The organism is Bradyrhizobium sp. USDA 4369, assembly GCF_054056435.1.
Window position 1 is genome coordinate 7544657 of the sequence record NZ_JBSRYH010000001.1, and the last position, 17158, is coordinate 7561814.

At 64.1% G+C, this 17158-nt stretch carries 17 protein-coding genes and 1 pseudogene; 10 read left to right on the top strand and 8 right to left on the bottom strand.

Translation table 11 applies throughout. From position 1 onward, the window contains the following. Positions 1-4: 4 nt before the first annotated feature. The 3 genes from ACVIJ6_RS34300 to ACVIJ6_RS34310 are packed head-to-tail and all read left to right on the top strand — an operon-like array spanning position 5 to position 2641. The gene (locus ACVIJ6_RS34300) at positions 5-856 is read left to right on the top strand and encodes an ABC transporter permease (protein WP_456776350.1); all 852 of its coding nucleotides are present in this window, start codon (positions 5-7) and stop codon (positions 854-856) included. Continuing rightward, positions 846-1661, top strand: coding sequence for an ABC transporter permease (locus ACVIJ6_RS34305; protein ID WP_456776351.1), 816 nt, complete (start codon positions 846-848; stop codon positions 1659-1661). Before ACVIJ6_RS34300 ends, ACVIJ6_RS34305 begins: the two co-directional genes overlap by 11 nt. Beyond that, the gene (locus ACVIJ6_RS34310) at positions 1658-2641 is read left to right on the top strand and encodes a polysaccharide deacetylase family protein (RefSeq protein WP_456776352.1); all 984 of its coding nucleotides are present in this window, start codon (positions 1658-1660) and stop codon (positions 2639-2641) included. The genes ACVIJ6_RS34305 and ACVIJ6_RS34310 overlap by 4 nt, the downstream gene beginning before the upstream one ends. Here ACVIJ6_RS34310 and ACVIJ6_RS34315 read toward each other — a convergent pair. After that, positions 2587-3249 carry an O-methyltransferase gene (locus ACVIJ6_RS34315; protein ID WP_456776353.1) on the bottom strand — a complete coding sequence of 221 codons (663 nt, stop codon included), beginning with the start codon at positions 3247-3249 and terminating at the stop codon, positions 2587-2589. The genes ACVIJ6_RS34310 and ACVIJ6_RS34315 overlap by 55 nt on opposite strands. An 89-nt stretch (positions 3250-3338) precedes the next feature. On the opposite strand from ACVIJ6_RS34315, the gene ACVIJ6_RS34320 reads away from it, so the two are divergent. Next, entirely contained in the window at positions 3339-3989 is a 651-nt protein-coding gene (locus ACVIJ6_RS34320; protein WP_456776354.1) for a TetR family transcriptional regulator, read from the top strand. 684 nt (positions 3990-4673) lie between these two features. Here the strand turns inward: ACVIJ6_RS34320 and grxB are convergent. The 4 genes from grxB to ACVIJ6_RS34340 form a co-directional block, all read right to left on the bottom strand. Further along, the gene (gene grxB, locus ACVIJ6_RS34325; protein WP_456776355.1) at positions 4674-5315 is read right to left on the bottom strand and encodes a glutaredoxin 2; all 642 of its coding nucleotides are present in this window, start codon (positions 5313-5315) and stop codon (positions 4674-4676) included. Beyond that, positions 5315-5671: an ArsR/SmtB family transcription factor gene (locus ACVIJ6_RS34330; protein ID WP_456776356.1), complete on the bottom strand. Its 357-nt coding sequence runs from the start codon at positions 5669-5671 to the stop codon at positions 5315-5317. The genes grxB and ACVIJ6_RS34330 overlap by 1 nt, the downstream gene beginning before the upstream one ends. Before the next feature lie 137 nt (positions 5672-5808). Beyond that, complete coding sequence (locus ACVIJ6_RS34335) at positions 5809-6558, bottom strand: hypothetical protein (protein WP_456776357.1); 750 nt, start codon at positions 6556-6558, stop codon at positions 5809-5811. Positions 6559-6635: 77 nt separating this feature from the next. After that, entirely contained in the window at positions 6636-7271 is a 636-nt protein-coding gene (locus ACVIJ6_RS34340; RefSeq protein WP_456776358.1) for a tyrosine-type recombinase/integrase, read from the bottom strand. A gap of 925 nt (positions 7272-8196) precedes the next feature. Here ACVIJ6_RS34340 and ACVIJ6_RS34345 point away from each other — a divergent pair. The 6 genes from ACVIJ6_RS34345 to ACVIJ6_RS34370 all read left to right on the top strand — a co-directional run bounded on the left by ACVIJ6_RS34345 (position 8197) and on the right by ACVIJ6_RS34370 (position 13346). Beyond that, complete coding sequence (locus ACVIJ6_RS34345; RefSeq protein ID WP_456776359.1) at positions 8197-9198, top strand: aliphatic sulfonate ABC transporter substrate-binding protein; 1002 nt, start codon at positions 8197-8199, stop codon at positions 9196-9198. 80 nt (positions 9199-9278) lie between these two features. Beyond that, positions 9279-9899, top strand: a complete 621-nt coding sequence (locus tag ACVIJ6_RS34350; RefSeq protein WP_456776360.1) for a nitroreductase family protein — start codon at positions 9279-9281, stop codon at positions 9897-9899. 93 nt (positions 9900-9992) lie between these two features. After that, the gene (locus ACVIJ6_RS34355) at positions 9993-11288 is read left to right on the top strand and encodes an O-acetylhomoserine aminocarboxypropyltransferase (RefSeq protein ID WP_456776361.1); all 1296 of its coding nucleotides are present in this window, start codon (positions 9993-9995) and stop codon (positions 11286-11288) included. A 3-nt stretch (positions 11289-11291) separates the two neighbouring features. Then, entirely contained in the window at positions 11292-12074 is a 783-nt protein-coding gene (locus ACVIJ6_RS34360) for an alpha/beta fold hydrolase (RefSeq protein ID WP_456776362.1), read from the top strand. Positions 12075-12257: 183 nt separating this feature from the next. Then, entirely contained in the window at positions 12258-12665 is a 408-nt protein-coding gene (locus tag ACVIJ6_RS34365; RefSeq protein ID WP_456776363.1) for a BA14K family protein, read from the top strand. Between the two features lie 147 nt (positions 12666-12812). Next, positions 12813-13346 (top strand): hypothetical protein, encoded by a 534-nt coding sequence (locus ACVIJ6_RS34370; protein WP_456776364.1) that lies wholly within the window; start codon positions 12813-12815, stop codon positions 13344-13346. A 59-nt stretch (positions 13347-13405) separates the two neighbouring features. Here ACVIJ6_RS34370 and ACVIJ6_RS34375 read toward each other — a convergent pair. The 3 genes and pseudogenes from ACVIJ6_RS34375 to flgK form a co-directional block, all read right to left on the bottom strand. Beyond that, positions 13406-14261, bottom strand: a pseudogene (locus ACVIJ6_RS34375) (cbb3-type cytochrome c oxidase subunit I). Positions 14262-14458: 197 nt separating this feature from the next. Further along, on the bottom strand, positions 14459-15367 hold the full coding sequence (locus ACVIJ6_RS34380; RefSeq protein ID WP_456776365.1) for a flagellin: 909 nt from the start codon (positions 15365-15367) through the stop codon (positions 14459-14461). A gap of 15 nt (positions 15368-15382) precedes the next feature. Continuing rightward, entirely contained in the window at positions 15383-17140 is a 1758-nt protein-coding gene (gene flgK / locus ACVIJ6_RS34385; RefSeq protein ID WP_456776366.1) for a flagellar hook-associated protein FlgK, read from the bottom strand. Between the last annotated feature and the right edge of the window lie 18 nt (positions 17141-17158).

The window sequence follows — 17158 nt, forward strand, 5'->3', positions numbered from 1 at the left end:
CAGCATGTCGACACCGCGTCCCACCGGAGAGCTCGCGCCGGCGCTGCCGCTGGCGCTGGTGTTTCTCGCTGCCTTCGTCCTGCCGCTGGTCGCGCTGGTCGCGATCAGCCTGTTCCGCACGCCCGCTTTTGCCGAGCTGTCGCCGGCGCAATATCTGCGCTTTCTCGGTGACCCGTTCAGCCTGCGCGTGCTGGCGGACACCGTGATGCTCGGCCTCGAGGTCGCGCTGTGCGCGCTCGTGCTCGCCTACCCGCTGGCGCTGGTCTATGTCGCGAGCGGCCCATTGATCCGCACCAGCCTCATTTTCCTGATCCTGCTGCCGCTGCTCACCAGCACCGTGGTGCGCACCTTCGCCTGGATCGTCATCCTCGGCCGCGACGGCATCGTCAATTCGGCGATGCTGTCGCTCGGCCTGTGGGACAGTCCGGCCCGCCTGCTCTACAGCTGGGGCGGGCTGGTGCTGGCGCTGACCCAGATCCAGTTGCCGCTGATGGCGCTGCCCCTGATCAACAGCCTGCTGCGGCTCGACGGCAACCTGGCCCGGGCCGCCGAAGGTCTCGGCGCCGGCCGCATCCGCGTGTTCGTCACCGTGATCCTGCCGCTGACCCTGCCCGGCGCGATCGCGGGCCTCCTCCTGGTGTTCGCGGCAGCCGCGACGGCCTTCATCACCCAGACGCTGATCGGTGGCGGCCGCATCATCCTGATGCCGAGCTACATCTATCAGCAGTCGATGGGCGTGCAGGACTGGCCGTTCGCCGCCGCCCTGTCCCTGATCTTCACCGCCGCGGTCATCGGCATCGTCGCCGCGATCGGCGCGCTGTCGCGCCGGCTGACGCGAGGCCTCGATGCAGCGTGACCTCTCCGACCGGATCTATGGCGGCGTCGTCGGCGCGATCGCCGCGGCATCGGTGCTGCTGTTGCTGGCGCCGACGCTGGTCGTCCTGATCATCTCCCTGACCTCGGGCATGACGCTGAAATTCCCGCCGCCGAGCTGGTCGGCGCGCTGGTATGTCGAGCTGTTCCGCTCGCCCGAGCTGCTTGCGCCGGCCCTGACCAGCCTGAAGGTGGCGCTGTGGACGACATTGTTCTCGGCCGTGCTCGGCAGCGCGGCGGCGCTGGCGCTGGCCCGCAACCGGTCGCGGAGCGCGCGCCTGCTCGATGCGCTGTTCATGTCGCCGATGGTGCTGCCCGCGATGGCCTTCAGCCTCGCGCTGCTGCTGGTGTTCAACGTGATCGGCATCAGGCTGTCCTTTGCCACCTTGGTGCTCGGCCACACCATCGTCTGCGTGCCGTTCGTGATCCGCATGGTCGGCGCCGCCGTGCAGCAGCTCGATCCCGTGCTGGTCACCTGCTCGCTGAGCCTCGGCGCCAGCCGCTGGTACACCTTTCGCCGCATCACCTTGCCGCTGATCCGCCGCGGCATCGTCGCCGGCAGCCTGGTCGCCTTCCTGTCCTCCTTCGACAATGTGCCGGTGTCGCTGTTCCTAGCGGATGCCCGCACGGAGGTCCTGCCGATCAAGCTGTGGGCCATCCTCGAAGGCAGCCTCGACGTCCGCGTCGCCGCCGTCTCCGGCGTCATCGTGGTGCTCACCCTCATCGGACTTGTCAGCGCGGAGGCGCTGGGCGGACTCAGCCGCAGCTTCGGAAAGAGCTCTTCATGACCATCATGCGTGATCTGCGCGGCTATGGCCGCCAGCGCCCCGACATCCTCTGGCCGAACGGCGCCCGCGTGGCGGTGTCGCTGGTGATCAATTTCGAGGAAGGTGCCGAGCTCGCCGTCGAGCAGGGCGACGCCGACACCGAGCGCTATGGCGAGGTGCAGCCGACCCTGCCGTCCGGCATGCGCGATCTCGTGCAGGAGCAGGTGTTCGACTATGGCATGCGGGTCGGCCTGTGGCGCTTCCTCGACGCCTTTGCCGCGCAGCGCATGCCGGCGACGCTGATGATGTGCGGCCGCGCCGTCGAGCGCGTGCCGGATCTGGCGCGCATCGCGGTCGAGGCCGGCCATGAGCCGGCCGTGCATGGCTGGCGCTGGCTGCCGCACGCGCTCTATGCCGACGCCACCACCGAGCGCCGCGACATCGCCCGCACCCGCGACACCATTGCGCGCGCGACCGGCGTGACGCCGGTCGGCTTCATGACCCGCGGCAGCCAGAGCCCCTGGACACGCGACCTGCTCGGCGAGTTCGGCTTCACCTACGATTCCAACGCGCTCGACGACGACCTGCCCTATTGGACATCCGCCGCGAACCGGCCGCTGCTGGTGCTGCCTTATGGCTTCGACACCAACGACATGAAGTTCTTCCATCCGAACGGCTTCGTGCAACCCGATGATTTTTCCGACTATGTCGGGGCCGCCTTGCGCACGCTGCTCGCCGAGTCCGACCGCGGCGCGGCGTCGATGCTGACGATCGGCTTTCACTTGCGCATCTCCGGCCGGCCGGCGCGGTTTGCGGCGGTCGGAGCCATCCTGGCGATGCTGGCGCGGCTGGGCGATCAGGTCTGGGTGGCGCAGCGCGCCGATATCGCCGCACATTTCCGCGAGATCGTCGCCCCGCCGGTGAGCCAGGGCCCGGCGCGCGCGGATCACCTGATGCTCATCGACAGCTCGACCTCATCGCCGAACGGCACCGACAGGTAGCCGTTCGCCGGAGCGCGGACATAAGCGAGATAGTCGGGGCAGTGGTCCGCATTGTCAGCCACGATGAACGCACCGGCGCGGAGCTTGCTCTCGAGCCGATCGAGAATGTCGCGATAGAGCGGCTTGGCGCCGTCGAGCAGCACGAGATCGATCGCCTCGGGCAGATCGGCGCCGAGCGTCTGCAGCGCGTCGCCCTGGCGGATCTCGACGAGATCGAGCAGGCCCGCTTCGGCGAGATGGTGCCGGGCACGGGCGATCTTCGACGGCTCGAACTCGGTGGTGATCAGCCGGCCGCCGCCATTGTCGCGCAGCGCCGCGGCCAGGAACAGCGTCGAGATCCCGAACGAGGTTCCGAACTCGACGACCGTGCGCGCCTCGAAGCTGCGCGCCAGCATGTAGAGCAGCACGCCGGTCTCGCGCGAGACCGGCAGCGGGAAATCCTTCAGTTGCGTATAGAGCTCGACATGGCCGGACTTGCTGCGCATCAGCGCTTCGCCGCGTTCGGCCATGCCGGCGAAGATCGGGCTCGTCTCCGGCCGCGCCAGCGCGGCGTCGGCGAACAGTCGATCGAGCAGCGGTGCGAGCGGCGGGGTGGTCAATGTGAGCATGATCATCTCCAGGTCGTTGGTGGCTCATTGCGTCCTGGTCAAAATACGAATAATCATTCGCGTTCGCTAATCGCATTCCGGAACGCCGCATGGCTCCTCGTCGAAAAGCCTCGATTTCCGCGAGAAAACAGCCACAACAGGCACGCTCGACCGATCTCGTCGCAGCCATCCTGGAGGCCGCTGTTCAGGTTTTGACGAGGGACGGCGCGCAGCGTTTCACGACCGCGCGCGTCGCCGAGAAGGCAGGCGTCAGCGTCGGCTCGCTGTATCAGTACTTCCCCAACAAGGCCGCCATCCTGTTCCGGCTGCAGAGCGACGAGTGGCAGCAGACGACCCGCCTGCTGCACGGCATCCTGGAGGATGCGAGCCGCCCGCCGCTGGTGCGGCTGCGCGCGCTGGTCCATGCTTTCCTGCAATCGGAATGCGACGAGGCCGCCATCCGCGGCGCGCTCGACGACGCCGCCCCGCTCTATCGCGACGCGCCGGAGGCGCGGCAGGCCCAAGCGAGCGGCCGCCGCGCCATGCTGGCCCTGGTGCGCGAAGTGCTGCCGCATGCAGGCGAGGCCGAGCGCGCACGGATCGCCGACCTGATCAAGGCGACGCTCAGCCAGGTCGGCAAGCACTTCTCCGAGACCCCGCGCAGCCGCGCCGAGATCTCAGCCTATGCCGAGACGATGGCCGACATGTTCTGCGCCTATCTCACCACCGCGAACCGTCCTCACAGGCGCAAGGCCGGGTAATCCTGCAGCCGGCGCGCCTCCGATCAACGGCCTCTCACGGGTCCTCCGTCATGCGCGGGCTCGTCCCGCGCATCCACGCGTCTCCGTCGTGAAGCTGGGCCCCTCTGCACAGAGTCTGACGGATTGGCGAGACCGCGTTGCTGGATCCCTAGCCAAAGTCTGGATTCAGTGAGGTCCGTCTGCCTTGGACGGACCGCATGGACCACGGGCTGCCGCGACGCGACTTGGACTTGATGGCCGGGGCATCCAGATCGCCGCTGACTTGATGCCGCGCCGCAATTGGGCTGCCCTGCGTCCAACAACGGACCTCTCTGTCCACGTCTGCGCAGTTCATGATGAACTTGTGCGAGATGCGACCTCTTCGCTGCACCGCTTTTACAATGTCCGAGTTGAGCCGAGCGGCGCTATCGCGTTGGCCGCGGTTCTTGGAAGTGTCGTCAGCAAAGAACACGCACGGACATGGGTCATTGCTTGCGGCGGCAATGTGGATCGAGCGGAACCAACGTCCGTTGTTGACCCCAACCGGACTTCGCCTGGTCAGGATGCTACAAACCGCAATTTAGGGCAAGCTCACGCTGTCATATTTAGGAGTCTGGGACCTTCGGTGCTTTCGCCTGATGTGTGAAGGCTGTCTAAGCAATGCCTACTGGGTCATCGATCCACGATTTCTATAGGCAGTTCCTTCTATGCGACCGGCAAAGGCCGATAGCCAATACGGTCCATCATAGTCTCATAATAATCCTGGACCTTTCGAGGGAAGCGCAGGCCCTTGACGACAGCAGCGGATCGCAGAAGCGGCAACACTCGGATGTCGTCCAACGATAGTTCGCCGTTCACTGCCGAAGGTCTCTCGATCATCCCATTGAGGGTTTCGAGGTCTGACATCAACGCACCGATCAGCTCTCGTGTCCGCGCGCGCAGCTCGACCAGATCTTCCCCGAGCTGCCTTCGTTTGCGGACGATATAGTGGTCATGAGCGGCGATGGTGCCAAACTCCGGCAGATTGAGGAGCGGATAACGTGGCCATGTCAGCGGGGCGGCCTTATCTGCGGCAGCACTGGTCCATGCGGCAAGCTCGTCCCGTTGTGGACCAACGAGGATCGGCTCACCAATTCGGTCGATATGTGCGACCATGTCCATGCTCTCCAACATCGGCCGACCGTCGTCCTTCACCAGAATTGGCACAACGCGCTTCCCCACCAGCTTGACCATCGTCTCGGTGTCGTCTTCGAGCAGCACCTCTTCTTGAAGATGCAGACCCTTCAGTGCTGCGGCCATTCGCACGCGAAAACAAATCGAGCAGTGCTCGAAGAGATAGAGCTTCATCACACAGATTCCTTAGGGCGGTTGGCAGCGCGGATTGATTTGGTGCTTTCTTGCGGGAAGCACTGATCAGAATTTCCTTGGCAGCAATTCTCAGTTAGGAATGCAAGCAGCCCGTTCATGGTCTCGTATCGAGCCGAATAGACCATCGAGCGACCCTCGCGTCGGACGGATGCCAGATCGGCGTCGCGGAGGCGGTCAAGGTGGAAGGTCAGGGTGTTTGGCGCAAGCTTGAGCGCGGTTGCGATACTACCTGCGGACATCCCGTCCTTACCTGCTTTGACCAGGACTCGGAAAATGTCGAGACGATTATCTTGGGCGAGCGCCGCAAGAGCTGCCAGGGCGCCATGTTTTTTCATATTTCAGTGAATACTGAAATATCGGCCGAACGTCAACTGTTGTTTCAGCGGTTACTGAATTGATTTCCCTTCCGCTACTGGCCCGAAGCGGACCTGGCCGTCCCACCGCGTTTTCCGCAAGATCAAGAAACCGGTGATCAATTCAAATTCGTAACATCGGCAGTCCCGGGTGGGTTCATCAGAATGGTCTCGATGGTCGCTTCGTATTTCGACCATTCCCTTCCCGAGTTCTCGATGCTGATCTTCGGGATATCCAGCTCTGCGTAAAGCCGGTCAGTGAGCTTGCGATATTTGCGGTACAGCTCAATAAGCCCGTCAAGGCCAACTAGGCCGTGCCTGACGGCATAGGGCGATGCCAGTTTCCAGTCGAGCTGATATGTCACCCACGCATCACCACGCTCGGCAGCAACCGTTCTGATCGCCCGGTCAACGTCATCTTGATGAAAGTAGATCAGCAAGGGACGTAATGGCTTGATGGCAGTCACCACCTGATGAATGTACTCACGAATCAGGGCAGTGTCAGCATCAAGCAGGAACAGTGATGTCAGATTGCCATGGAAAAGTTGTCCATCGACAACCGTGATGCGCTCTGACATCGAGGCCGAATTGACGTAGGCCCGCCAGCGTGCGACGGCTGATTTCGCCAATTGCGTTGGCGGCATGTTCGCCCACGGCTCGTCCCAATCGAAGCGGATCGGATGCGGGCTGACGCCCTCGGTGATGCCGAGGGCGGCGATGCCGGACCCATTCAAACGATCGGCGATTCGCCGTACGCTCGTCGACTTGCCGGACCCCATGATCCCTTCGACGATCACAAGTCCAGAGCGGATGCTGCAAACGGGCCGGGTCATGTCGAGGTGATGATAGCCTGTCCCATGCGCCGCCACCAGCGAAGCTTCTTCTGCTCCTGGCCCGATTCATACGTCGAAACTCGGGCGGAGCATGCCCGCTCCGCCCGGGTGTTTCAGACGTCGACTTGTTCCGCTATTGCCAGGGCGTCATCTACTTCGATGCCCAGATATCTGACGGTGCTTTCGATCTTGGTGTGGCCGAGCAGAAGCTGGACCGCTCTGAGATTTCCAGTGCGCCGATAAATCAGGGTCGCTTTGGTGCGTCGCAGCGAGTGCGTCCCATATAGCCTCGGATCAAGCCCGACACTGCCGATCCAGTCCGATACCAGGCGCGCGTATTGGCGTGTGGTGATGCTTTTTTGCGGACCACCACGGCCTGCGAACAAGAACTCGCCAGGTTTCTTGTTGGTGGCCTTCAGATACTCATCGACCGCCTGACGAGTCTGTTCGGTCAATTCAAATCGGACCGGTCGACCGGTCTTCTTCTGGCGTACGGTTGCGCGATCCGCAGTGTATCCGCCTGCGGCGACATCTTCGACTTTGATCGCCACGACATCGCAGCCACGGAGCTTGCTGTCGATCGCCAGATTGAACATCGCGAGGTCTCGGACACGACCTTCGATCTGGAGCCTTGTTCGAATGGACCAAACATGTTTGGGCCGAAGTGGAGGCTTCGCCCCCGTCAGCTTGCCCTTATTCCAAGGCATGTACTTGCCGGTCGTCCGGATAGCGTTCTCTCGATCTTGCATATCACGCTCCTCGGTTTGGGAGGCCGAAGATGATGAGCCCTTGGCTAAGGCATTGGAACTGGTCCAACTCTTAGGCGAACTTGCCCCGCGCTGCACAAATTCCAGTAACCCACGTCCGTGGTGGGTTGAATGCGGGCGCCGCTGCCTCGGTCGCAGAGATCTTGCTTATTCACGGGCGTCTTCCCGAATGAGGTGGGGACGCTACGCAGGAGATGTCGCCCGCCAAGCGCATGTGCCGAAAAACCAAATTCGGAAGCCATTTCAAGCTGATTTGCCCTGTCCAGTCCCGCGGCGGAAAATATTCTTGTTTCTCTTTTACCGAAATCATGATTGTATACCCGCATCCCGCCCGATCGAGGGGCGCTTTCGCGAACGTCACGAAACGTTGGGTGGGATGCGATGGCCGGGTCTCGTCGCAGCGTGCGTCACGCATGCGGACGAACGATGGGAGCCGGACGGCGAAGTCGCGTGGTCCTGATACTCCGACGCTAGTATCACGTTGGCGACGATGCATGCGCATCGCGTCGACTACGGTGGCCAGACAGCCCGGCGCACCGGGGAGAGCGCGTATAAGCCGTAAGCCCATTGCGCAGGGAAGGCCGGATGCCGGCTGATCCTGTGGTGACCGCCGCGTGCTTTGCTTTTTGCACGCGGGCCATGGGCGTCAGTCGATGCCCGGCCTTCCTGGTGCCCTCTTCCAGGAGAGGGACGAACGGCAGACAGCTCTCGGACGCGCCGCGCGTCGCGAGCTCAAGGACGGCTGCCTGGCGCGATCACGGTCGGCGGCAAAGAACGGATTTCCCCCAGGCGGCGCCAAATGAGGAATATCCATCTCCAACTCAGCCGATCTGCAAAATTGCGTGCAGCCCGCGATCCTGCGAATGATCCGGCCAGATTGCATGCATCGCTTTCAGGAGATTGGCTGATGACACCCTCATTTCGCGGCCGCGGACGCCGCCCGGGCGCGTTGAACCGGACCCGCCGCAGCCTTCTGCTGATCGCGGCGGCCCTGCTCGGCGCGTTCGCCGCATCGCGCGCTGACGCCGCCGAGACGCTGCGGATCGGCTATCAGAAGTCCTCCACCCTGATCGCGCTGCTCAAGAGCAATGGCGAGCTGGAAAAGGCCCTGGCGCCGCTCGACATCAAGCTGTCCTGGCATGAATTCTCCAGCGGCCTGCCGCTGCTGGAAGCGATCAATATCGGCAGCATCGATGTCGGCGCCGATGTCGCCGACACGGTGCCGGTGTTTGCCCAGGCCGCCGGCGCCAAGCTCGCTTATGTCGCGGAGGAGACCCCCTCGCCCGCGGCACAGGCCATCCTGGTGGCGACAGCATCGCCCATCAAGACCTTGACCGACCTCAAGGGAAAGAAGATCGCGGCGACCAAGGGCGCCGGCAGCCATTATCTGCTGCTGGCCGCGCTCGCCAAAGCGGGGCTGAGCTTCAAGGACATCACGCCGGCCTATCTGCCGCCCGCCGATGGCCGCACCGCCTTCGTCAGCAACAATGTCGATGCCTGGGTCGCCTGGGATCCGTTCCTGACCAGCACCATCCGCCAGTCCGGCGCGCGCGTGCTCGCTGACGGCAGCGATGGGCTTGCCAGCTACAAGCGTTATTATCTCGCCTCGGCCGATTATGCCGCCAAGCATGGCGACGCGCTCAATGTCATCTACGGCAAGCTCGTCGAGACCGGCAAATGGGTGAAGGCCAATCCGGCCGCGGCGGCCAGCCAGTTGGCGGCGCTGTGGGGGATCGATGCCGCCACGGTCGAAGAGGCCAACAGCCACCGCTCCTACCAGGTGGGGGCGGTCACGGCCGCAGGTCTGTCCGAACAGCAGAAGATCGCCGACGCCTTTCTCGCCGAAAGCGTGCTGCCGGTGAAGGTGAACACATCTGCGTTGACGATCTGGACTCCGAAGGCGCCGTGAGCCAGAGAAAGGTCGAGGATTGTGCTCTGCAGCGAAGCGGCGCACGAGGCCCGATGACGAGCCTGAACGAAGGAGCCCCCATGACTGCCCATCTTCCACCCCCGACCGATCGCGCCACCGAGCACCCGGCGCACCGCATCTTCGTCGATCGCTGGTCGCCCCGCGGCTTCACCGACGAGGCCATTCCCGAGGCGCAGCTGCTGACCTTCATCGAGGCTGCGCGGTGGGCCCCCTCCGCCTACAATTCGCAGCCCTGGCGCTTCCTCTATGCGCTGCGCGGCACGGCCGCATTCGACGCCTTCCTGGGACCGCTGATCGAGTTCAACCGCGGCTGGGCGCAGAGCGCGGCTGCGCTGGTCTATGTGTTGTCCAAGAAGACCTTCATCGCCCCCGGCAAGACCGAGCCGGCGCCGTCGCGCACCCATTCGTTCGATGCCGGCGCCGCCTGGGCCAATTTCGCCAACCAGGCCGCCGTGTCGGGCTGGGCCACCCATGGCATGAGCGGCTTCGATGTCGCTGCCGCGCAGCAGGCGCTGGGCGTGCCGGATGACGTCGCGGTCGAAATCGCGATCGCCGTCGGCCGCAAGGGCGATGGCGCCCATCTGCCCGCCATGCTCAAGGAGCGCGAGAAGCCGAGCCCGCGGCTGGCGATCTCCGAGATCGCGGCATCCGGCCTGTTTCCGAAGCAATTTGGCGGCTGACGACCTCGGGGCGGCGTTCACGCGCCGCCCCTGACGGCCGCTAAAATCTGTGGCAGAAGATGCGACCGGTCGTTTGAAGAGAGCCTGTCCCGCATGCCGCCGCCGAAACCGCCCGCCTTCGAGACCCTGAGCCTGCATGCGGGCCAGCACCCGGATCCCGCGACCGGCGCCCGCGCGGTGCCGATCTATCAGACCACGTCCTACGTGTTCGACGATACCGAACACGCGGCCGCGCTGTTCAATCTCGAACGCGCCGGCCACATCTATACCCGCATCTCCAACCCGACCACGGCGGTGCTCGAGGAGCGGCTGGCCGCACTCGAAGGCGGCGTCGGCGCGGTCTGCACCGCGAGCGGCCAGGCCGCGCTGCATCTCGCCATCGCGACCCTGCTCAATGCCGGCGATCACATCGTCGCCTCGTCCTCGCTCTATGGCGGCACCATCAATTTGCTCGCCCACACGCTGCCGCGCTTCGGCATCACGACGCGCTTCGTCAAGCCGCGCGACCATGACGGCTTCCGCGCCGCGATCCAGCCGAATACCAAGCTCATCATCGGCGAGACGCTCGGCAATCCCGGCCTCGAGGTGCTGGACATTCCCAGGATCTCAGCCATCGCGCATCAAGCGGGCATCCCGCTCCTGATCGACAATACCTTCGCGACGCCCTATCTCAGCCAGCCGATCGCGCAAGGCGCCGATATCGTGATGCATTCGGCGACCAAATGGCTCGGCGGCCACGGCATCGCCATCGGCGGCGCCATCGTCGATGGCGGCCGGTTCGACTGGCGTGCGTCCGGCAAGTTTCCTGAGATCACCGAGCCCTATGCCGGCTACCACGGCATCGTGTTCGACGAGCAGTTCGGCCCGGCCGCCTTCATCATGCGCGCACGCACCGAGGGCCTGCGCGATTTCGGCGCCTGCCTGTCGCCGACCAACGCATTTCATCTGTTGCAGGGCGTCGAGACCCTGCATCTGCGCATGGAGCGCCATGTCGCGAACACCAGCGCGGTGCTGGCGGCGTTGACGGCCAACAAGGCGGTCGACTGGGTGCTGCATCCTTCGCTGGAGACCCACCCGGATCATGCGCTGGCAAAGCAGCTGTTGCCGCGCGGCGCCGGCTCGATCATCTCGTTCGGCATCAAGGGCGGACGGCCTGCGGGACGCAAATTCATCGAAAGCCTGAAGCTGATCAGCCATCTCGCCAATGTCGGCGACGCCAAGACCTTGGTGATCCATCCCGCCTCGACCACGCATCAGCAGATGGACGCCGCGCAGCTCGCGGCGGCCGGCATCGGCGAGGAGTTGATCCGGCTGTCGGTCGGCATCGAGGCGGCATCAGACATCATCGACGATCTCGGACAGGCGCTGCGCGCCTCGCAAAAGGTGTGAGCGATGCAGCTGTCCATTGATGACCGCGAGGTCTTCGTCGCGACCGGCGGCCGCGCTTTCGCGCCGGCTTTGCCTGCCGTCGTCTTCGTGCATGGCGCCGGCTTCGACCATTCGGTTTGGGCGCTGCACAGCCGCTGGTTCGCCCATCACGGCTTTGCGGTGCTGGCGCCCGACCTGCCCGGCCATGGCCGCTCCGCCGGACCGGCGCTGCCGACCATTGCCGCGATGGCCGACTGGATCAGTGCGCTGCTGCAGGCGGTGAGCGCCGGGCGTGCGCATCTGATCGGCCATTCGATGGGCTCGCTGATCGCGCTGGATGCGGCGGCACGCCATCCGGAGCGCGTCTCCGCGCTGAGCCTGATCGGCACCGCGGCCACCATGACGGTCGGGCCTGATCTCCTGAAGGCGGCGGAGGCCAATGATCACGCCGCCATCGACATGGTCTCGATCTGGGGCCTCGGCTTTGCGGCCGAGCTCGGCGGCAGCCGCGCGCCCGGGCTGTGGATGCATGGCGGCGCGCAGGCGACCCTGGAGCGCTGCGCGCCCGGCGTCCTGTTCAACGATCTCGCCGCCTGCAACAACTATCAGGACGCTCTCACATCGGCCGCCAAGATCAAGGTGCCGACCCGCCTCATCCTCGGCGACAAGGACATGATGACGCCGGTCAAGGCCGGCATGGCGCTCGCCGCGGCGATTGCGCAATCGCGCACGATCATATTGCCCGGTGCGGGACATACGATGATGGCGGAATGCCCGGATGCGCTGCTCGATGCGTTGATCGATTAGCGAAGCGCGCGTTTGGTCGAGCCGGTGGCGAGGCCGGATCGGCAGCGGCCTCCCCAGAGACCGCTGCGACGTTGTGACCGAGATGCGACCTTGCGCCATCGATACGGCGACAGCATGACGCGGAACGGGCAGTTGTGGCGGAACGTTGCTCCCAATATCTGAAGATCAGAAAGGAGCACGCAGATGCAACTGCGCAAACTTTTGACGATCGCCGCCATCGGCGCCATCACAATCTCTGCCGTGACCCCATTGGCGGCGGCCCCTCTGCTGCCGAACGATCCGGCCGCGGCCGCCCGGACCGTCGACGGCCTGCAGCAGGTGCAATACCGCCATTGGCGCGGCGGACATGATTGGCATCCCGGCCTCGGTCGCCGCCACGGCTATCAATACGGCTACCGGCATCATCACCACGGCTCCGGCGCCGCCGTGCTTGGCGGCCTCGCAGCCGGTGCGATCATCGGCGGCGCCATTGCCAACAGCCGCGCGCAGGCGAGCGAGTCCCAGGTCTCCTGCGCGCAGCGCTACCGGTCCTATGATCCGGGCTCGGGCACCTATCTTGGCAAGGACGGGCGCCGCCACCCCTGCCGATAACAGGATGCAAGGCTAGCCGATGCCGATGTCCGGCATCGGCTCCCGCGTTAGACCAAGGTCGCGCGACAATCGGTCCACCGCGACGGCGGCAACGAAGATCCGTTGAACGCGTTGGGCTAGACTCTGTCATCAGAGGGAGACATCAGGATGATCCATTTCAAGGCTACCGCGACACTCGCAATCGCGGGCACAATCGCTTTGTCCACGCTGCCATCGGCCTCGGCCGCGCCGCTGACGTCGCTGTCAGCGGCCGTGAAGCCAGGCGCTGAAAGCTCCCACGCGGTCCAGGTGCGCTATGGCGGATGGCATGGCGGCTGGGGCGGCGGTGCCGCGATCGGCGCGGGTCTTCTGGCCGGCGCGGTGATCGGATCGGCGATCGCCGCCCCCGGCTATTACGGCGGCTATGCGCCCTATTATGGCGGCTATGGCTATGCCAGCTCGCCTTACGCCTATGGTGGCTACTACCCGGCTTATGGCTATCGGCCCTACTACAGCGGCTACGGCTATGGCTATGCCCCGCGGCGGATCTATCGCAGCTACGGCTATTCCTATGGCCCGCAGCCGTGGCGGCACAGCTATGGTTACTATCGCGGTCCGGGCTGGGGTCATCACCATGGCTGGCATGGCGGCCGTCACTTCGGCCACGGTCATGGCGTGATCCGCACCCACCACCGTTGGTGACATGATCACGTGAATTGGTGGCATCGGTGCGAGCGGTCGGCCCGCCGCACCGCTGCCGGTCAGCTCAGGCGCCCTGCCGCACACGACAATCCCTGCCGCACTTCAATGATGCCGCGATCGATCGGGGCAACCTCAGCTGCCGGAATCACGTATTCGTCGTGATCGCGCCAGGCGAACACGACGAATGTCGCAAAGGCCCCTATTGCACCAAGCGCCACCATCCACCAGATGTGCCAGATCAACGCAAAGCCCATGATCGCTGCGAAGAAGGCGCAGACAAAGCCGGTAGGGGAATTTCTCGGCAGCTCGATGTCCTCATCGTCCCTTTCGCGTGTCTGGAGCTGCTGGTTTTTGGCGTTTTCCTTGATCCGCCAATACGCATCCTGCCCCGTGACATTCGGCAGCACCGCGAAATTGAACACCGGCGGCGGCGACGATGTCGCCCGTTCCAGCGAGCGGCCGTCCCAGGGGTCGCCGGTGGTGTCGCGCAGAAGCTTCCGGTCGCGGATGCTGAACACGAGTTGGAGGACGGAAGGCAACGTCGCGGACACCGAGCTGGAGCGACACGACCGGATTCATCAGCCCGATGACGAACGGCATCGCCACGAAGAAAATCATGATCGTGCCATGTGCGGAACGGATCTGGTTGTAATGATCCGGCGGCAGGTGCCGGTCGAAATGGAAAGCGACGGCCTGCTGCGTGCGCATCATGATGGCGTCGGTGCCGCCGGGCAGCAGCATGACGAAAGCGAGCAGGATGTACATCACCTCGATCCGCTTATGGTCGACGCTGGTGATCCATTCACGCCAGAGATAGGGGAAATACCCCTTGGCAAACACCCAGATGAGAACGCCCAGAATAGCAACCAGCACCAGGCCGGCGTCAACGAGCGGAATGGGCTGGCCGAGCGGTATCGGCCGACCACCGGCCGCAAGCCATGGCCGGCGGTTTGAGGCCGAGTTGCTTGATCCATGCGAGGTCCACCGACGCGTTGCTCGTCAACAGACCTCCTGGGGCCGGCATGGTTTCAATCGGCGGCGCTCAGGTTCCAGATATGTGTGCAGCCTGGGTCGAGTACGAGACAGTCAGGGATCGCCATGACCTCCCCGGATCAACGCAGGTAGCTTGCCAGGTTCAGGCTCTGGATCTTGGAGATGGCGGTATAGGACGCCGTGAGCTGGGCCTGATAGGTGGACAGCTGCGCGGTCACCGCGGCCACGTCCACGCTGGTCAGGTCCGTCGCGAGGCTCTCAGCATAGCTCTTGAAATCGGTCTGCTCCGATTTCGCGCTCTCGATCCGAGAGGCGGCATCGGACAGCTTGGCCTGCACGGTTGCAACGTCGTCCACCGCCTGGTCCGCCAGCGTCAGCGCCGAGCTGATATCCGTAGACGACAGGGTCGAACTGTTGGCGACGAATTTCAGCACCCGCATCACCTCCTCGAAGGCCGAATTGTCGGCCGTGACACCATAGGTCACGGCCGCGCCTCCGGAGACCCGAGCGGAAGCAAGCTCGTCGTCGCCTTTATAATAGCTAGTATCCGGAGTCGTCAGCGACCCCGCTCCGGAGGCGAACGTCGAGGTGTCGACAGCCGCTGTCGACGTCCGTGCGCCACCGAACAGATATTGTCCGTCATATTGGGTGTTCAGAATGCCAGCCATCTGCTGCAGCAATTGCTGCGCCGAGCTGATCGCCGACGTGGTTCCGGTGCTGCTGCCGGAGCTGGCGGCGCTCAGAGCGGAACGCAGCTGGCTGACAATGTCGGACACCTGCCCGACGGCGGAATACATCACCTGCACTTTGCTGTCGGCCAGGGTCGCCGCATCGATATAGGACTGCGCGCGCGTAACCGACACCTGCAGATTCACCACATGCTGCGTATCGGCGCCATATCCGGCCAGATACTCCGTCTTGAGCCCCGACGCCTCCTGCACCTGCATATCGGCCATGGTGGCCTGCGTGCGCAGCGCGCTCGAGATCATCTGGTCCGAGTTTGCGAATGTAGCGACCCGCATCGTCATGTTTTACGCTCCGGCTCAAGTCGATTGCACGGCAGTGAGCAGCGACGAGAACATGCTGTTGACCACGGAGATCAGCTGCGACGCCGCCGCGTATTTGTTCTGCAGCGAGCTCACGCGCGCGGTCTCCTCGTCGATATTCACGCCCGACTGCGACGACAGCGAGCTCGCATAGCTGGCTTGCGCAGTCGATTTGGCAGTATAGTTGCTAGACGCCTGGGTCGCCTTGCTCGCCACATTGGCGACGATCGCTGCGGCATAATCGGCGAACGAGCCGGTGGTCGCGCTCAGGCCTCCCGCAGACGAGAAGCTCGTCGAGCCGGTCAGCTTGTCATAGAGCTCGTTGATGATCGTCGCCGAGCCGGACGTCAGCACCTGGCTGCCCGCTGTCAGTGTGGCCGAATTGTCGAGGGTTCCAGTCGGCAATCCGGCGGTGCCGCTGAGAATACTGCTGCTGACGGCGAAATTGGCGGCGCCTGTGCCGGTAACGAGGTCATTGATCCCGAAATACTCAGAGAAACTGCCCCCGCCGACCGAGCTCGTCATGTCGTTGATCGCGATGCCGTTCGACGAGGATGTCGCGCTGATCGACAGGTGTCCGCTCGAATCGAGCGAGGCGGACACACCGGAAATGCCGTTGAGTGCCGTCACCAGATCGCCCACGGTGGCATAGGAGGACAGATCAAGGTCCTGGTACGAGACAAGATTCCCGCTCTGGTCGGCCACCGCGATCCGCACCGTTCCGGACGCGGCCAGCGCGGTTGTACTGCTCACGCTGGCAGAGCCGGTCAGGCTGGTCGGCGGCGGCACCGCCGACGCACCGTTGGTGATCGCGTTCAACGCCGACTTCAGCTCGGTGGCGAGCTGATCGAGCTGCGTCTGTGTCGCCGGAAGGGTCTGGTCGCGCAACGTGATCAACGCACCGATCTTGCCGGACGTGATCTGCGACGTGACATCCACGCCGTCGACCATGATGCCGCTGAAGCCGCCGGACGAATAGCTCGACGACGCCGAGACATTCGCGGACGCGGTATAGCTCAGCGTATGCGCCGAGCTGTCGACGAGAGCACGCCCTGACGACGTATAGACCTGAAGGTCGCCATTCGAGGCGGTATAGTAGCTGATATTCATATAGGACGACAGGTCCTGCAGCGCGGAGTTGCGCTGGTCCTCGAGATCTGCCGTCGACTGCCCGGCCGCCGCCATCTTGCGGATCTGGACATTCAGATCCGCAATCTGCTGCAGATCATTGTTGACGCTCTTGACCGACGAGGCGATGTCCTTGTCGGAACTCGCGCGCAGACTCTGCACACCGCTCGACGTGCTGCGCAGCTGGCTGGCGAAATCATCGAGCGCGCTGACCGCGGCCGATTGCAGCGACACGCTGCTCGGCGAACTCGCCAGCGACGACAATGCCGATTCCAGCGACGCCAACGCGTTCGCCAGCGACGATCCGGTCGTTGAGGTCCCGGATGTCGACGCGCTGCCGAACAGCTGCTGCAGCTGCTCCAGATAGCTGTTGGTCGTGTCGGCCGTACCGAGCTCCGAATTGGCGCCGATCAGCGATTTCAGCAGCAGCTTGTCGACATTGCTCGATATGCCGGTGATCGAAACGCCGGTTCCGACGCCGCCGGTAACAGTCGCGACCTGGTTGGCGGACTTTTCCGTGTACCCCTTGGTGTCGGCATTCGAGATGTTCGACGACGCCACGCTGATCTGCAGCTCCGTGGCGGAGATGCCGCTAAAGGCGACAAGGCGGGCTATATCGAGCGACATCGTCCCATTTCCCCTCGA

What these genes read in the sequence shown, in the direction of transcription:
- ACVIJ6_RS34320 (WP_456776354.1), top strand. Translation starts at nt 3,339, where the DNA reads ATGGCTCCTCGTCGAAAAGCCTCGATTTCCGCGAGAAAACAGCCACAA.
- ACVIJ6_RS34350 (WP_456776360.1), top strand. Translation starts at nt 9,279, where the DNA reads ATGACTGCCCATCTTCCACCCCCGACCGATCGCGCCACCGAGCACCCG.
- ACVIJ6_RS34305 (WP_456776351.1), top strand. Translation starts at nt 846, where the DNA reads ATGCAGCGTGACCTCTCCGACCGGATCTATGGCGGCGTCGTCGGCGCG.
- ACVIJ6_RS34310 (WP_456776352.1), top strand. Translation starts at nt 1,658, where the DNA reads ATGACCATCATGCGTGATCTGCGCGGCTATGGCCGCCAGCGCCCCGAC.
- ACVIJ6_RS34315 (WP_456776353.1), bottom strand. Translation starts at nt 3,249, where the DNA reads ATGCTCACATTGACCACCCCGCCGCTCGCACCGCTGCTCGATCGACTG.
- flgK (WP_456776366.1), bottom strand. Translation starts at nt 17,140, where the DNA reads ATGTCGCTCGATATAGCCCGCCTTGTCGCCTTTAGCGGCATCTCCGCC.
- grxB (WP_456776355.1), bottom strand. Translation starts at nt 5,315, where the DNA reads ATGAAGCTCTATCTCTTCGAGCACTGCTCGATTTGTTTTCGCGTGCGA.
- ACVIJ6_RS34355 (WP_456776361.1), top strand. Translation starts at nt 9,993, where the DNA reads ATGCCGCCGCCGAAACCGCCCGCCTTCGAGACCCTGAGCCTGCATGCG.
- ACVIJ6_RS34365 (WP_456776363.1), top strand. Translation starts at nt 12,258, where the DNA reads ATGCAACTGCGCAAACTTTTGACGATCGCCGCCATCGGCGCCATCACA.
- ACVIJ6_RS34340 (WP_456776358.1), bottom strand. Translation starts at nt 7,271, where the DNA reads ATGCAAGATCGAGAGAACGCTATCCGGACGACCGGCAAGTACATGCCT.
- ACVIJ6_RS34380 (WP_456776365.1), bottom strand. Translation starts at nt 15,367, where the DNA reads ATGACGATGCGGGTCGCTACATTCGCAAACTCGGACCAGATGATCTCG.
- ACVIJ6_RS34330 (WP_456776356.1), bottom strand. Translation starts at nt 5,671, where the DNA reads ATGAAAAAACATGGCGCCCTGGCAGCTCTTGCGGCGCTCGCCCAAGAT.
- ACVIJ6_RS34300 (WP_456776350.1), top strand. Translation starts at nt 5, where the DNA reads ATGTCGACACCGCGTCCCACCGGAGAGCTCGCGCCGGCGCTGCCGCTG.
- ACVIJ6_RS34360 (WP_456776362.1), top strand. Translation starts at nt 11,292, where the DNA reads ATGCAGCTGTCCATTGATGACCGCGAGGTCTTCGTCGCGACCGGCGGC.
- ACVIJ6_RS34345 (WP_456776359.1), top strand. Translation starts at nt 8,197, where the DNA reads ATGACACCCTCATTTCGCGGCCGCGGACGCCGCCCGGGCGCGTTGAAC.
- ACVIJ6_RS34370 (WP_456776364.1), top strand. Translation starts at nt 12,813, where the DNA reads ATGATCCATTTCAAGGCTACCGCGACACTCGCAATCGCGGGCACAATC.